This is a genomic window from Xanthobacter aminoxidans (assembly GCF_043193615.1).
Taxonomy (GTDB): Bacteria; Pseudomonadota; Alphaproteobacteria; order Rhizobiales; family Xanthobacteraceae; genus Xanthobacter; species Xanthobacter aminoxidans.
Genome location: NZ_JBAFUS010000011.1, coordinates 1 through 13,545, shown reverse-complemented (window position 1 = coordinate 13,545; position 13,545 = coordinate 1). Strand labels below are relative to the sequence as shown.

Genomic DNA, 13,545 nt, shown 5'->3' with positions numbered 1-13,545 from the left:
CGAAACGACAGGAGTTGTTGATGTCCACGGTTACGCTGAAGGTCCTCCCCATGGGCAAGACCATTGAAGTCGGGGAGGGCACGAACCTCCTCGAGGCGCTCATCACCGTCGAGCCGGGGCTCGCGGAGCGCCAGAAGAGCGACAAGGACGGCAGCGCGTCCCACGTGTTCGTCCAGGAAGGCCGCAAGGGCCTCTCCAAGACCACCCGTGAGGAGAATGAAAGCCTCGACGCGATCGTCGGTGTCGGCTCCAAGTCCCGCCTCGCCAAGCACGTCACCGTGCTCGGCACCGAGAACGTGACCATCGAGCTGCTCGGCGAGTTCTCGGGCTTCTGATCGCGCCGGGCGGCGCTCCCGCGGGGCGCCGGGACTGTCGGCGGCGGGAAGGGCGGAGCCTTCCGGCCATGGCTGAAGACAAAAGCTTCCGGTGGCGCGCCGCCGGGGGCTCAACAAAAAGCGTGCCGGGTAATCAAGTCGTCGTGCGGGCTTCGGGCGGCCAAGTCCTGCCCTTCGGGTCCGCGCCAGTGAAGAACGTTGAGAGGAGAGATGAGATGAGCGACGAAGCAGTCATCATTCACGCCCGCTTTGCAGCCAACGGGACCATCGCCGAGATTAGCGAGCGGCCCCAGGGCCTCAACCCGCAGGAATGGTTCGATTTCCTGTCCTACCGTGTTCCGCTCACCTACCAGGCTCTGGCCGGCGGTCGCGGCGTGTTCCGCCTGACCCGCGCCGATGTGGACGCCTTCAAGGTCGAGGCGGCCACCAAGGCGGCGTGAGCCGACCTGGACGAATGGCCGGTGCAGGGTCTTTCGGTTTTGCGAATACTTGAGGGCCGACTGTTTCATCCGGCCCGGCATGTTTTCGAGGTCGTTCCATAGTGCAGCAAAAGGGCCCGGATGCGCTCGCGTCCGGGCCCTTTTTTGCGGATCAACGCTGTCAGGCGGTGACGGCGACGCCCTTGTCGGCGAGGAGCTGGGTTAGCTCGCCGGCCTGGAACATCTCGCGGACGATGTCGCAGCCGCCGACGAACTCACCCTTGATGTAGAGCTGCGGAATGGTCGGCCAGTTGGAAAAGGCCTTGATGCCCTCGCGCACCATCGGGTCCTGCAGCACGTCCACGGCGCGATAGGGCACGCCGACGCCGGCGAGCACCTGCACCACGGCGGCAGAGAAGCCGCATTGGGGGGCGGCGGGAATACCCTTCATGAACAGGACCACATCGCTGGAGGCAATGATGTCTTCGATACGTTCGGCAGTGGTGGCCATGGGGCAGTCTCCTGATTGAAACGAAGCGGATGAAAACGGGAATTTGAAATGGGCCGGAATCCGCCGCGACGCGTTTGGCGCCGCGGACGATCTCACTTGGGGATCAGCGTCTCCAGCTTGAGGGCGTGCAAGGTGCCGCCCATGTGCTCGCCAAGCGCCGCATAGACCATCTGGTGCTGCTGGACCCGGCTCTTGCCCTTGAAGGCTTCCGAGGTGATGCGGGCGGCGTAGTGGTCGCCGTCGCCGGCGAGATCAATGATCATCACCTGGCTGTCTGGAAGAGCCTCCTTCACGAGGCGCTCGATTTCGTCTGCGGCCATGGCCATCGCGCTGTCTCCTTCGATGTGCGACGCCCCCATGCAAGCGCGGCACCACTTGCCATTGGTGCAAATGCGGCCGCAGCGGCGGCAGGGCTGTCGCAAATCTGACAGCGCGACTGGGCGGGGAGGGCAGACCTGGCTGCGGGAGAGCGCGGTTCGGGGGGGGCATGGGGGCGAGCCTGGGGCCGTTCCAAACGGCCCGCCTCTTGCTTACGCCTTGTCGCCCCGGGGAAACGAGAACCGTTATGAGCGATTTGCTACAGCAGGGACGCGGTGCGGCGCGCAATGGCTTTGCAACCATACTCGGCACCAACGAGATCGCGTCGGCCGTGGCCGTCGAGCTGCATCGCGGCGGCTATGGCGTTGTGCTGTCGCATGATCCGGTGCCGCCGGTGATCCGGCGCAAGATGGCCTTTCACGACGCTCTGTATGAGGACGACGTGCGCGTGGACGGCGTGCGCGCGGTGCGGGCCGATACCGGCGTGGATGTCCGCAAGGGCCTGCTGCGCGGCGACGTGCTGGTCACCACCCTCGGGCTGCTCGATCTCATCGTCCTCGGGCCCATCGAGCTGCTCGTCGATGCCCGCATGAACAAGTATCAGGTGACGCCGGACCTGCGCCGCCTCGCGCGCCTCACCATCGGCCTCGGGCCGGGGTTCGGCGGCGGCACCAATTGCGATCTCGCCATCGAGACGCGCCCCGGCAAGGAGGGGCAGGTGATCCAGCACGGCCCCACGGACGAGCCGGACCACATTCCCCGCGATCTCGGCGGCGTGACGAGCGAGCGCTTCGTGCATTCGAGCGTGCCCGGCCGCTGGCACACGGCCATCGAGATCGGCACCCGCGTCTACAAGGATTTCCATATCGGCTTCCTCGGCAACGAGCCCATCCGCGCCCCGTTCGACGGCGTGGTGCGCGGTGTGGTGCGGGACGGCACGGAGGTTCCTGCCGGGGTGAAGCTTCTGGAAATCGATCCGCGTGGCCGCGGCGCCGACTGGACCGGGCTCGATGCCCGCGCCCTCGTCATCGCCAAGGCGGTGAGCCGGGCGCTGACCTTCCGCGGCGCCCGGCTCACCGAAGCCGCGCCCAATCCTCATCTGGTCAAGTAGAGCGGCGCCCTTCGCCGGCCCCACCGAAGGGTAGAAACGTGAGCGTCGATCTTTTCCCCAACACCGATGTCATCAATTTCGGCGAGGTCTCCGGCCCCGTGAACGCCCTGCTGCAGCAGGGCGTCATTGCCTATCGCAAGGACAGGAAGCGCGCGGACGAACTGTTCCGTCAGGCGCTCGCCACGGCCCCGTCCGAGCTGCCGGTCTATTTCTGCCTTTACAAGATCCACACCTACCAGGGCAATCTGGACGAGGCGGAAGCCGCGGCGCGGGGCGGGCTTATCGAGGCGGCGACCCAGGCGGGCTGGGACACGGACTGGCACAACTGGGTGCCTTACGACCTGCTGCCCGACGGGCCGGGCCGGTTCGCCCTCTACACGCTCAAGGCGCTGGCCTTCATTCACCTGCGCCAGAACCAGCCGGAGCTTGCGGTGGAGAAGCTCGAGGCGCTCAAGGTGCTCGACCCCACCGGCGCGGTAGGGTGGCCAGTTGTCGCGGCCCTCGCCGAGGGTCTGGATTGAAGGCCGGGGCCATCGTTGGCATCGTGCTTGCTACGTTATCGGGTACGATGAGGGGGCAGGAGGCATTGGTCACATGACTCAGCCTGTGGAGCACGGCCTTGCCGCACCGACGACCATGATCGTCCACGGCGAGGTGCGCAATTTCGAAGAATTCGCCGAGGATGATGCCGTTCTTCTCGAAGGCATCGTCGCGGCGCTGAGAACCGTCAACGACCCGGAAATCCCGGTGAACATCTATGATCTTGGCCTGATCTATCGGATCGAGGTCAAGGAGGATGGCGGGGTCGAGATCGACATGACGTTGACCGCGCCGGGCTGCCCGGTCGCCGGGCAGATGCTCGGCTGGGTGCAGGAAGCGGTGGTGGTGGTGCCCGGCGTCAGCGACGTGAAGATGAAGCTGGTGTTCGATCCGCCATGGGACAAGTCGCGCATGAGCGACGAGGTCCAGCTCGAGCTGGGGTTGCTCTGAGACACCTGACAGAAGCGGAGTGGCCGGCCCCGCGCCGGCCATTTTCGTTGCTGCCGGCGTTCGGCACGCTTCCTGCTAATCCCGGATGGTTTCACGCCGGCCGCGGATCTGCCGCTCCAGCCGGGCAGGGACTGTTTCATTTGCGACAGGGGCCGGCGCCTCCGGGAGGGGCCGGCGGGGAAGTGATGTCTGCCGAACAATCTGCCGAGCAACAGGACACCGAAGCCGAGATCGCGGTCTTCGCCATCTGCGGGACGCACCAGTTGCCGCCCGGCGAGGCGAAGGCGTTCGATCTGTCCCGACTGACTCCGGAGGGGGACGCGCGGCCGTTCCGCATCGTGGTGGTGCGCACCGGCGCGCGCGAGGTGGTGGGCTATGTGAATGCCTGTCCGCACAAGGGCGCGTGGCTCAACATCGGTGGCGGCCAGTTCTTCAATGCCGAGCGCACGCATCTGCGCTGCGGCCGCCATGGGGCGCTGTTCGACATCGAGAGCGGCGCCTGCACTGAGGGCGCGTGCGAGGGTGCGCATCTGGAGCCGGTGGCGGTGGCCATCGTGGGCGCGGATGTGTGCCTGTGCGGCGTGCCGCTGGTGGAGGCGGAGGTGGTCGGCTTTCCCTATGACGATTTCGACGAGACCATGGAAATCATGATTTCTCCCGACTGATCGGCAGTCGTGATGGTGAAGGCGCAGGTGTCGGGAGACGGACGAATGAGTGCAGAGGCCGCCAGCGCGGTGCCGCCGGACATGCCGGGGGAATGCCGCTTCTTTATCACCTATACCGGCGTGAAGATGCCGTTCCGGCTGGTGGAGCCCATCCCCGAGGCGCAGCTCACCCACCGCAACACCTTCATCCGGGCCTGGTTCGACGAGGCCGGCCAGCTGACCGGCTTCGACAAGATGGTCTATGGCGAGGTCGAGCTGGCCCATCGCTACAGCTACCATGGCAACGGGACGCTGAAGCGCGCCGAGGTGCGCATGGTGGATGAGGACACGGTGATCGTCGCCTTTGACGAGGCGGGATCACCCATGCGGCCGGAATAGCCCGGCGCCGACAGGAGGGCAGGACGGATGACGGTGGCTCAGCTGGTCGAGGCGCTCGGCAGGATGCCGCCGGACGCCGTGGTGCTGATGGAGGCGGACGGCGGCCTTTCGCTGGTCTCCGCCCTCGATTTTGTCGCGGCGCAAGGCGCCGGCGCGCCGGCCGAGGTCATCCTCCTGCCCAACATGGACGAATAGGGCCGAGCCCGAAGGAATAGATCATGTCGGACGTCGCCGAGACCACAACCATGTATGAGCGCCTGGGCGGCGCGGTCGTCATCGATCGGCTGGTGGAGGCCTTCTATGCGCGCATGGACACGCTGCCCGAGGCGGAGGGCATCCGCGCCATGCACGCCGACGATCTCGGCAACACCAAGCAGGTGCTGAAGCGCTATCTCAGCGAGTGGACCGGCGGCCCCAAGCTCTATTCGCCGGAGAAGGGCCATCCGCGGCTGCGCCAGCGGCACATGGGGTTCTCCATCGGCAATGCGGAGCGCGACGCCTGGCTGCTGTGCATGCATGGCGCGCTGGAGGAGACGGTGGCGGATGGCGCCGCGCGGGCCGCCATCTACGATGCCATGGCGAAGCTCGCCGACTGGATGCGCAACACCGCCGGCAATCCGCACGACACCGTGGGCCACGCCGCGCGGCCCTGAAACGGCAAGGGCTGCGACGGGGCGGCGAGGGGGCGGCGCTAAAGCGGCACGCCGAAGAAATCCTCGTCGGACCCGCCCCAGGCTTGGTGCAGCGCGAGGGCATCCTTCCACTTCGCCATCTCGTCTTCGGCCGCGCTGCGGTGGGTGATCTTGCCCTCCGGCTTCTCGGCGAGGAGGAAATCCTTCGCGTTGCGCAGGAAGCGGTTGAGGGCCTTGGTGTCGTTGGGGCGGACGACGCAGCGGGGGGCCTCGTCGATGAGAATGGTCGTCGGGAGCATCGCCAATTCTCCGGGGTTGTCTGCTGTGTGGGGGAGGGCCGGCGCGAAAATGACCGCGCAGGCCCGGCGCCGGCGGGCTTTAGAAGCCGTCCTGCTTGGAGCCCCAGGGGTGGGAGCCCGGCACGAAGCCGGCCTTGATGCCGGCCTTCGCGATGTCTTCCATGGTCTTGTAGAAGGTGCCCTCGTGCACCAGCGTGCCGGTCTTGGTCGTCACCGCTACATATTTCGCCACGCGGTCGGTCTCGCACAGATATCCGCCGCCGGGATCATCGACGCTGCGGGCGTTGCCGTCCCAGTCAATGAAGAAACCTTCGCTCGTCGACATGCCTCACTCCAAAGGACGCGCTCCGGGAAAGGACTTTCCGGAGGCCGGGGCTCCAAACGGGTTTGGCGGGGCGATCGACTGTCCCCGCGCGGTGCGCGCAGCAAGGTTCTTGCCAAGCGGCGGCGGCCTGCCGGCAGCGGGGCTGGGTGTCGCGCATCGCACATCCCCGGGATGTGGGCGTATGCTTCATGACACTGTCGTGCGGTCAGGTGAAGGCGTTGGCTTATTCTGGGATCATGAGCGGTAATTATTGAATTTACTAGCCTTTGATCTAAGATGACGACGTTGTTTTTCTGTCTGCTCCGGAGATACATTTCATGGCTGAATTGACTCGCCGTATGGCGTCCCTCAGCGACGTCCAGGGCCTGTGGGGGCTGCTGCGTCAGGCGGCCGCCGCCGTCCCCTTCAACGCGGATGACGAAGCCGATCAGGAGACGCTCCTGTCCGAGCTCGTGGCCTGCTGCACCTCCGGCCTGTCGCCGGTGGTGGTGGACAATGAGAAGGGCATCGTGGGCGCGCTGCTCGCTCGGCGCGATACGTTCGAATGGGGCTTCCGCAACAGCGAGGCGATCCATGTGACCTATGCCGCCGTCGCGCCCGCCGCCAAGGGTGACGCGGTGCTCCCCGCGCTGCTCGGCGAATTGCAGGGCAGGAAGGTGCCGCTGCTCGCCAGCGTGAAGAGCGGCGAGCAACTGGGCTTTGCCGCCGCACTCGGCGACCTCGGCTTCACCCACGAGGTGAAGGCCTTGAACGGCTGGGGCGATCTCTATCAGTGGACCCCGCCGCCCTCCGTCCATAACTGACGTGCACACCGTGGGCGCGTCCGCGCGCTCACGGATTTCCGGGCCTCAACGGGGCTTGTCTTCTTCCGGCCGCGCCTGGATCTCGGCGAGGGCGGAATCGATGATGGCGCGGCAGGCGAGAAGGCGGTCATATTCCGCCTTGCTGAGGGTCACGGTCGGCCCCTTGTCGTCGGCCTCGGCGCCGAAGGCCGGGCGGGCGGCCAGCGCCGCTTCGAAGATGGTCTTCTCGAGCTGATAGATGCGCTCGCTCGCGCGCTCGAGATAGGGCAGGGGATTGGCGCGGACATTCTGCTCGTGCAGTGCATCGAGGTTCAGGAGGTCGCGAAAGCGCTTTTCCGTCCGCCGCTTGCCTGCCCCGAAATCATGCTCGATCACGCTCATGTCCGACGCTCCGGCGGATGTGCGCCCCCTGATCCGGGGTGATGAACCGGACCCATCGCCCGCTACCGGGATGAAACGTCCGGGCCGGCGGCGCGTCAAGAGGAACGCCCGCCGGCACGCGGCGACGGAAGGCCAATGCTTGGCCCCCGCAGGTCAGTCCATGGGCGGGCCCATGTCGTTGGCCTCGGACTTCTTCTTGCCCTTCTTCTCGGTCTTCGCGAGGGCATAGGCGCCGGCATTCTTCAACTGCACCGGGCCCTGGCCGACCACATACTGGGAGATCCAGAACAGGGTGCGCTCCATGGCCTGGTCGGCGGCGGCGGCGTCATAGGCCGGGTTCGCCTTGTAGCTGAAGCCGCGATTGGCACCGGGGTAGGAGAAGGCCGACACATCCGGCCGGCGGGCGCGGAACTGGATCATGTCCGCTTCCGCGATGGCCGGATCAGCCTCGGCGAAGTGCATGAGGGTGGGGATGCGGCGCTTCTCGGACATGCCGTCGAGGATGCCCTCCTCGGCGTGATAGCCGATGGCGCAGGCGAGGCCCTTCACCTTGTTGGCGGCGGTGTAGGCGAGAAAGCCGCCCCAGGCGTAGCCGACGAGGGCCACCTTGCCGGCGTCCTTGACCGTATCGACGGTGGCCTGGATCGCCTCCAGCGACCAGTCGGTGCCGACCTCCTCGGTGAGGGCCTTGCCCTCGTCGGTGGCGGCGGCGTCGAGTTCGATGTCGGATTTCACCTTGTCGAACAGGGACGGCGCAATGGCGACATAGCCGGCGGCGGCGAAGCCGTCGGCGATCTGGCGGATGTCCGAATTGACGCCGTAGACGTCCTGCAGGACCACCACCGCGCCCTTGGGCGCGCCTTCCGGATCAGCCCGATAGGCGGAGAATTTCACGTTGCTTGCTGTGACTTCGACCATGGCATCCTCGGTTTCCGAGCGGCTGAAAAGGGGCAGGGCCGCTCGCTCTGCCAGTCTGAAACAGCTTCGACATGCAAATTGGACGCCAGAGGGCGAGAAATACGTGCGGTGCAGCGTGTTTTGTGCGCCTGCATCAAGTAAATATCGCGTCGCAGCAAAAACTACTTCGCGAGCGCCAATCATTCGCGTCATGAGGCGCGCAAATGAAAATGGCCGGCCCTGGGAGGCCGGCCATTGGATCGTCGGACGGGAAAAGCCCGGCTCAGCCGGCGGCGAGGCGCTCCCGCGCCACCTCGGCGATGGGCGGCACGTCGTCGTGGGTGAGCGGGGCGAGGAACGCCGGGGAGATCCGCTCGGCAACGACAAAGCGCACCCGCATGTCGGGATCGCCACGCAGGGCGACGAGCCGTTCGGGATCGAGATGCTCGGCCACCACCACGCGCACCAGCGGATCGGCGTCGTCGGCCATGCGGGCGAGGGGCACCTGCGCCAGGCGCGCGGCCACGATGCGCCGCACGTCTACTTCCGGGTCGTGCATCAGATAGACCAGCGCATCCGCCGGCGCGCGCCGGGCGGCTGCCATGCGCACGGTGTAGTCCACATCCGACATGAGGGCGACGAGATCGCTGCCTTCCAGACGCTGGGCGACGGCGATGCGCACCCGCGGCTCGGGATCGAAACGCATGTCGCGAATGCGGGCGATGGGCAGGCGCTCGGCGCAGACCATCCGCACGTCCGGCTCGGCGTCGTCCTTCAGCGGCGTGATGAGGAAGACGCTGGCGTGTCGGGCGGCCAGCGCCCGCACCTCGAAATAGGGATGGTCGAGATAGCGCGCGGCGAGCGCCGCATTGTTCGCGAAAAAACGGTCGATGCGCTTGCGCCGACGGTCGAGGACGCACGCCTTGCCGAGATCGCAGCGCCCTTCGGCCTTGATGTCCTCATGGGGACAATCCTGGCAGCGCAGGGGGCGCCCCTGCCAATCCAGCGCCTCGACGGCGAAGTCGGATACGAAACCTTCGGCGAACCCCGGCTCTCCGGCCGTTGATCCTGACGAAAATGCGGACATGAAATCGTCCTCCCGCTCCCTAATCTAGGGGCGAAGGCGACTTGACGCCAGATGGCGTACCGGAAGCCGTGCGCCGGCTCCCGATCGCTATTTCGCTACCGCTGGGGGCCGAAGGCCTCAGCCGAACTTGAACAGCACGCCGTAGCCACCGCGCGGATAGTTCCACTCGATGTCGCCGGAGGGCTCGCCGATGATGCGGCAGGTGCCGCATTCGACACAGCCGTCGGCGGTGATCTCCACCTGGCCCTTGTCGTTCAGCTCGTAGCAGCGGGCCGGGCAGGTGGTGAGCAGGGAGCGCAGCGCGGCAGAGGGGGTGGTGTGGGGCCGCACCTTGATGTGGGCGCGCCCGGCATCCACCAGATAGCGGTTCTGGAAAAGCTTGTCCTCGACACGGACGGCGGTTTCGGTGGCCATGAAAAATCTCCCGGTAATCGGGCGACGGGCGAGGCCCGTCGCGCAAGGTGGGAAAACAGGATGCGCTGAGCTGAAAATCCCTCAGCGCCAGGCGCGGGCGAGTTTGAAGGCGTCGCCGAAAAGGCCCGCCCACGACCGCGCGGAGGTGAAGGACTTCACCGTCATCTTCTCCTTCTCCTTCTTCGGGGTGCCGTCGACACGCACGAAGTTCTGCATGGCCTTGTTGACCAGCTGGGGATAGGTGAGGAAGAAGTTCTGCGACTGGATGTGCAGAAGCTGCGGCATGTCCTTGTACTTCTTGAGGTCTTTTATCACGAAGCTGTCGTCGAGCATCTTCTTGTAGAGCGAGAGGTTCGCCGTGGTCATCGGCTCCTTGCGCGACTTGACCTGGAAGATGGCCTCGCCGGCGATGCGGCCGGAGGTCATGGCGAGGTTCGAACCCTCGCGATGGATGGCGTTGTTGAGCTGGGCGGCGTCGCCCACCACCACCCAGCCCTCGCCATAGAGCTGCGGGATGGACTTGAAGCCGCCCTCGGGGATGAGGTGGGCGGCATATTCCTTCACCTCGGAGCCTTCCAGCAGCGGGGCGATGGAGGGGTGGCGCTTGAACTTCTCCAGCAGCGTGTAGGGCGACTCTCCGCTCTTCTGGAAGTCCGACACCAGGCAGCCGAGGCCCACCGACACGCATTCGCGGTTGGTGTAGAGGAAGCCCATGCCGGTCATGCCTTCCGAGATGGTCCCGGCGGCCTCGATCACGGCGCCCTCATTGCCCTTCACGTTGAAGCGCTGCTCGATGACTTCCTGCGGCAGGAAGTGCATCTCCTTCACCGCCAGCGCCACCTCGGTGGGCTTGGGGATCTTGCGCAGGCCGGCCCGCGCGCCGAGGAGGCCCGTGACGCCTTCCGCCAGCACCACCACGTCCGCATGGATCTGGCCGCCGCCGCGATCGGTCTTGACGCCGATCACCTTGCCGTAGGCGTCCTGCACCAGCTCGGTCACCGTGGTCTCGCACACCACCAGGGCGCCGGCCTCGCGGACCTTGGAGGAGAACCACTTGTCGAACTGCGCGCGGATGATGGTGTAGCGGTTCGGCTTCTCCTCGTTGAAGTCGTCGGACCGGTAGTGCAGGCCGGTGTGGGAGTTCTCGCCCATCATCCAGAAGCGCTGCTCGATCAGGTGACGCTCCAGCGGCGCGTCCTCCCGGAAGTCCGGGATGATCTTTTCCATCATCTCGGCGTAGAGGATGGCGCCCTGCACGTTCTTGGAGCCGGAATATTCGCCACGCTCCAGCTGCAGCACCTTCAGCCCGCGGGAGGCCATGGTGTAGGCGGCGGCATTGCCGGCCATGCCGGCGCCGACGACAATCGCATCGAACCTTTCGTCGATCATCGGATGTTCCTTTCGCTGGCTGTCAGCTGGCGAGCTTGTCGCTGGAGTGGGCCGAGAGGCGCTTGGCGAAGGCTTCCGTCAGGGCCGGGAGAAGGCGGATGGCGTCGGTGACGATGCCCACATGGGCGAAGTCGAAGATCGGCGCGTTCTTGTCGGTGTTGATGGCGACGATCAGGTCCGCGCCCTCGACGCCCACCCGGTGCTGGATGGCGCCCGAGATGCCGGCGGCGATGTAGAGGCGCGGCCGGATGGTCTTGCCGGTCTGGCCGATCTGGCGGTCGGAGGTGACCCAGCCCTTCTGCACCAACGGGCGCGAGCAGCCGTACTCAGCGCCCATGGCCACGGCGAGGTTGCGCACCAGCTGGAAGTTTTCCGGCGAGCCGAGGCCCATGCCGCCGGCCACCACCACGTCCGCATAGGCAAGGTTGGCCTTGTTGGAATCGCGGTCGGGGATGAAGTTGAGGATCTTGGTGACGATGTCGGCTTCCACCACGCCGAGCTTGTGCTCGATGACCCGGCCGATGGGCTTCTCCACCCGGATCGGCATGGGCATCACACGCGGGCGCACCGTCGCCATCTGCGGGCGGTAGTTCAGCGTGTAGATGGTGCAGAGGAGCGAGCCGCCGAAGGTCGGGCGGGTGGCGGCCAGCGAGCCGTCCGCGTCCACGTCCAGCTCGGTGGAATCGGCGGTGAGGCCGGTGAGCAGCGTGGTCGCCACGGCGCCGGCGAGGTCGCGGCCGAGCGTGGTGGCGCCCAGCAGCAGGATCTCCGGCTTGTAGGTGTTCACAAGGTCGGTCATCGCGGCCGTGTAGGCCTCGTTGCGATAGTCCGTGAGCACCGGGTCGGCCACCACATAGGCGAGGTCGGCGCCGTAGCAGAAGGATTCGGCCACTGCGCCGCGCACGGTCTCGCCCTCGGCGCCGACCACGACTGCGGCCAGTTCCACGCCCAGCTTGTCGGCGAGCTTGCGACCCGCGCCCATGAGTTCCCAGGACACGGGATGGACCTGGCCACGCTCCTGCTCGATGAACACCCAGACGTGCTTGTACGCCTTGAAGTGTTCCGGCAGCTCTTTCTTGGTGGACGCGCGTCCACCGGCGGCGGGGGCTGGGGGTGTCTTGGGCTCGCTCATGATGGTCGGCTCACTGATCTTGGTGCAACGAAGGGCGCGCGGGCTCTGCGGCGGAGGCCGTCAGAAGCCGCGCGCCAGCGCGGTCAGGTCGGCTTCCAGACTGGGCTGGCGGGAGAAGATTTCGGCGATCAGCGCCTCGGAGAGGTTGCCGCCCTCGCCGGCCTCGATGAACTTGGCCTTCTCGGAGCGCGCGCTCGGTGCGAACACGCGCTTCACGATGGTGGGCGAGCCCTTGAGGCCGCACATGTTGAGATCGGTGACGCCGGCGTCCTTGGCGTTCCACTTCACCACCTCGGCGCGGGCGGCGCGCAGAGCGTCCACCATGGTGCCGCGGCGCATCTCGTTGGTGGCTTCCAGCATGGCGACCAGGCAGGGCAGCTTGGACTTCAGCACCTGCGTGCCGCCCTCGGCGCGCCGCTCCAGGGTGATGGTGCGCTCGGCGGGATCGAACTCGGCGATCTTCGCCACATAGGTGATCTGCATCAGGCCAAGACGCTTGGCGATGCCGGGGCCGACCTGGGCGGTGTCGCCGTCGATGGTCTGCTTGCCGGTGAAGACGAGATCCGGCACGCCCCAGGTCTGGCCGACCTTGGTGATGGCGGTGGCCAGCGCGAAGCTGGTGGCCAGCGTGTCCGAGCCGGCGAAGAAGCGGTCGGTCAGCAGCACGGCGCGGTCGGCACCGAAGGTCAGGGCCTTGCGCAGGGAATCTTCCGCGGAGGGGGGGCCCATGGTGAGCACCGTGACTTCGCCGCCGAACTTGTCGCGCAGGCGAAGCGCTTCTTCCAGCGCGAACAGATCATAAGGGTTGATGATCGTCGGCACGCCCTGCCGCATGATCGTGTTGGTGACGGGATGGACGCGGATCTGCGCCGAATCCGGAACCTGTTTGATGCAGACGACGATGTGCATGAATTCGCTCCGAGCCAAACCCAACGGCTCCTGAGCCCTGACTGGCAAGCGGCGTGCCAAGCCGGCGTCACTTGTGAATCGCTCGCATTTTCAGTGATTTGTCATGCCGATCAGCCGATTGTCGGGTCTCGACGACACGCGAATACATGGAACAACACGCGTCCGTGTCGGGAAGGTGACAGATGGGCGTCGCTGTGGGGTGATGAGCGGAATGTCGTATTTGCGCGCATCGGCGGCGCGTCGCGAACGCGACGTCGGGGCTGATCGGCGATGTGTCGGGGAGTGAACGATGGGCCGAAGCCCCTTGGGGCGAGGAGGCCGCACTGCGTGAGGGGAGACTTTGAAGTATTCGGCGTCGCCGCGCGGAGGCTCTCGCAAAAGGTCCCCCGCCTTGCGGCGAGGGACCGGAACCTAAAATAGTCTTCAGCGTACGGTGTGTGAAAAGGCGTATTCGCAAAGGTCACGCCCTGTCCCGTTCAAATATGCGCGGCATGCCGCGGGGACGGACGTCGGGTGGACGGGCCGGCGGGGGCCGGCCCGTCGATCCTCG

21 protein-coding genes are annotated in these 13,545 nt (G+C 66.3%); 10 read left to right on the top strand and 11 right to left on the bottom strand.

The annotated features are described in order from the left end of the window. Positions 1-20: 20 nt before the first annotated feature. Positions 21-335, top strand: a complete 315-nt coding sequence (locus tag V5F74_RS25785) for a ferredoxin (RefSeq protein WP_024281041.1) — start codon at positions 21-23, stop codon at positions 333-335. Between the two features lie 215 nt (positions 336-550). Next, complete coding sequence (locus tag V5F74_RS25780) at positions 551-775, top strand: hypothetical protein (protein WP_024281040.1); 225 nt, start codon at positions 551-553, stop codon at positions 773-775. Positions 776-935: 160 nt separating this feature from the next. Here the strand turns inward: V5F74_RS25780 and grxD are convergent, their stop codons facing one another. Next, positions 936-1,265 (bottom strand): Grx4 family monothiol glutaredoxin, encoded by a 330-nt coding sequence (grxD, locus tag V5F74_RS25775; protein ID WP_024281039.1) that lies wholly within the window; start codon positions 1,263-1,265, stop codon positions 936-938. A gap of 92 nt (positions 1,266-1,357) precedes the next feature. Then, positions 1,358-1,591: a BolA family protein gene (locus V5F74_RS25770; protein ID WP_024281038.1), complete on the bottom strand. Its 234-nt coding sequence runs from the start codon at positions 1,589-1,591 to the stop codon at positions 1,358-1,360. A gap of 239 nt (positions 1,592-1,830) precedes the next feature. On the opposite strand from V5F74_RS25770, the gene V5F74_RS25765 reads away from it, so the two are divergent. The 7 genes from V5F74_RS25765 (at position 1,831) to V5F74_RS25735 (ending at position 5,380) form a co-directional block, all read left to right on the top strand. Continuing rightward, positions 1,831-2,694 (top strand): xanthine dehydrogenase, encoded by an 864-nt coding sequence (locus V5F74_RS25765; RefSeq protein ID WP_038192719.1) that lies wholly within the window; start codon positions 1,831-1,833, stop codon positions 2,692-2,694. A gap of 38 nt (positions 2,695-2,732) precedes the next feature. Next, the gene (locus V5F74_RS25760) at positions 2,733-3,215 is read left to right on the top strand and encodes a tetratricopeptide repeat protein (protein WP_029555912.1); all 483 of its coding nucleotides are present in this window, start codon (positions 2,733-2,735) and stop codon (positions 3,213-3,215) included. Between the two features lie 73 nt (positions 3,216-3,288). After that, a complete protein-coding gene (locus V5F74_RS25755; protein WP_024281035.1) occupies positions 3,289-3,684 on the top strand; it encodes an iron-sulfur cluster assembly protein in 396 nt (131 codons plus the stop codon). Positions 3,685-3,869: 185 nt separating this feature from the next. Beyond that, positions 3,870-4,349 (top strand): Rieske (2Fe-2S) protein, encoded by a 480-nt coding sequence (locus tag V5F74_RS25750; RefSeq protein WP_029555911.1) that lies wholly within the window; start codon positions 3,870-3,872, stop codon positions 4,347-4,349. Between the two features lie 45 nt (positions 4,350-4,394). Next, positions 4,395-4,727, top strand: a complete 333-nt coding sequence (locus tag V5F74_RS25745) for a DUF6156 family protein (RefSeq protein WP_245279281.1) — start codon at positions 4,395-4,397, stop codon at positions 4,725-4,727. Between the two features lie 27 nt (positions 4,728-4,754). Next, entirely contained in the window at positions 4,755-4,922 is a 168-nt protein-coding gene (locus tag V5F74_RS25740) for a hypothetical protein (RefSeq protein ID WP_168457281.1), read from the top strand. Between the two features lie 23 nt (positions 4,923-4,945). Further along, positions 4,946-5,380: a group II truncated hemoglobin gene (locus V5F74_RS25735; protein ID WP_029555909.1), complete on the top strand. Its 435-nt coding sequence runs from the start codon at positions 4,946-4,948 to the stop codon at positions 5,378-5,380. Between the two features lie 38 nt (positions 5,381-5,418). On the opposite strand, the gene V5F74_RS25730 is transcribed toward V5F74_RS25735, so the two are convergent. Continuing rightward, positions 5,419-5,658 (bottom strand): hypothetical protein, encoded by a 240-nt coding sequence (locus V5F74_RS25730; RefSeq protein WP_029555908.1) that lies wholly within the window; start codon positions 5,656-5,658, stop codon positions 5,419-5,421. A 79-nt stretch (positions 5,659-5,737) separates the two neighbouring features. Then, positions 5,738-5,983, bottom strand: a complete 246-nt coding sequence (locus tag V5F74_RS25725) for a hypothetical protein (protein WP_024281030.1) — start codon at positions 5,981-5,983, stop codon at positions 5,738-5,740. Between the two features lie 317 nt (positions 5,984-6,300). On the opposite strand from V5F74_RS25725, the gene V5F74_RS25720 reads away from it, so the two are divergent. Then, positions 6,301-6,786, top strand: a complete 486-nt coding sequence (locus V5F74_RS25720; protein ID WP_038192717.1) for a hypothetical protein — start codon at positions 6,301-6,303, stop codon at positions 6,784-6,786. A gap of 45 nt (positions 6,787-6,831) precedes the next feature. Here the strand turns inward: V5F74_RS25720 and V5F74_RS25715 are convergent, their stop codons facing one another. The 7 genes from V5F74_RS25715 to V5F74_RS25685 form a co-directional block, all read right to left on the bottom strand. Next, positions 6,832-7,167 (bottom strand): hypothetical protein, encoded by a 336-nt coding sequence (locus tag V5F74_RS25715; protein ID WP_029555906.1) that lies wholly within the window; start codon positions 7,165-7,167, stop codon positions 6,832-6,834. A gap of 153 nt (positions 7,168-7,320) precedes the next feature. Beyond that, complete coding sequence (locus V5F74_RS25710) at positions 7,321-8,085, bottom strand: dienelactone hydrolase family protein (protein ID WP_029555905.1); 765 nt, start codon at positions 8,083-8,085, stop codon at positions 7,321-7,323. 262 nt (positions 8,086-8,347) lie between these two features. Then, the gene (locus V5F74_RS25705) at positions 8,348-9,151 is read right to left on the bottom strand and encodes a 4Fe4S-binding leucine-rich repeat protein (RefSeq protein ID WP_394010497.1); all 804 of its coding nucleotides are present in this window, start codon (positions 9,149-9,151) and stop codon (positions 8,348-8,350) included. 117 nt (positions 9,152-9,268) lie between these two features. Next, entirely contained in the window at positions 9,269-9,565 is a 297-nt protein-coding gene (locus V5F74_RS25700; RefSeq protein WP_024281025.1) for a ferredoxin family protein, read from the bottom strand. An 81-nt stretch (positions 9,566-9,646) separates the two neighbouring features. Further along, a complete protein-coding gene (locus V5F74_RS25695; protein ID WP_394010496.1) occupies positions 9,647-10,954 on the bottom strand; it encodes an FAD-dependent monooxygenase in 1,308 nt (435 codons plus the stop codon). Positions 10,955-10,976: 22 nt separating this feature from the next. Further along, positions 10,977-12,086 (bottom strand): electron transfer flavoprotein subunit alpha/FixB family protein, encoded by a 1,110-nt coding sequence (locus V5F74_RS25690; protein ID WP_029555903.1) that lies wholly within the window; start codon positions 12,084-12,086, stop codon positions 10,977-10,979. 60 nt (positions 12,087-12,146) lie between these two features. Further along, positions 12,147-12,995 (bottom strand): electron transfer flavoprotein subunit beta/FixA family protein, encoded by an 849-nt coding sequence (locus V5F74_RS25685; protein WP_029555902.1) that lies wholly within the window; start codon positions 12,993-12,995, stop codon positions 12,147-12,149. Between the last annotated feature and the right edge of the window lie 550 nt (positions 12,996-13,545).